General features: G+C 28.1%; 1 protein-coding gene. It reads left to right on the top strand.

The window, feature by feature from the left end; all coding sequences use genetic code 11:
• On the top strand, window positions 1-217 hold a 217-nt coding region (locus Q0838_RS14330), incomplete at both ends, for a transposase (RefSeq protein ID WP_298956582.1).

Raw genomic sequence — 217 nt, 5'->3', positions numbered from 1 at the left:
TTACATTTAATTACACATATTAAAAACAATATGAAGAATTCTTTAATGACAATGAGTGATAAGATTTTACTGCGCAAGCGCTCTGTTATTGAAACTGTAAATGATGAACTTAAAAACATCTGTCAAATTGAACATTCTAAACATAGAAGCTTTACTAATTTCTTGTCAAATATAGTTGCAGGTCTTATTGCATATAGCTTCTTGCCTAAAAAACCTT

This window comes from uncultured Nonlabens sp. (assembly GCF_947495285.1).
In the GTDB taxonomy this organism is placed as follows: Bacteria; Bacteroidota; Bacteroidia; order Flavobacteriales; family Flavobacteriaceae; genus Nonlabens.
The sequence above is the reverse complement of the archived record's forward strand: the minus strand, read 5'-3'. Positions and strand labels throughout refer to the sequence as shown.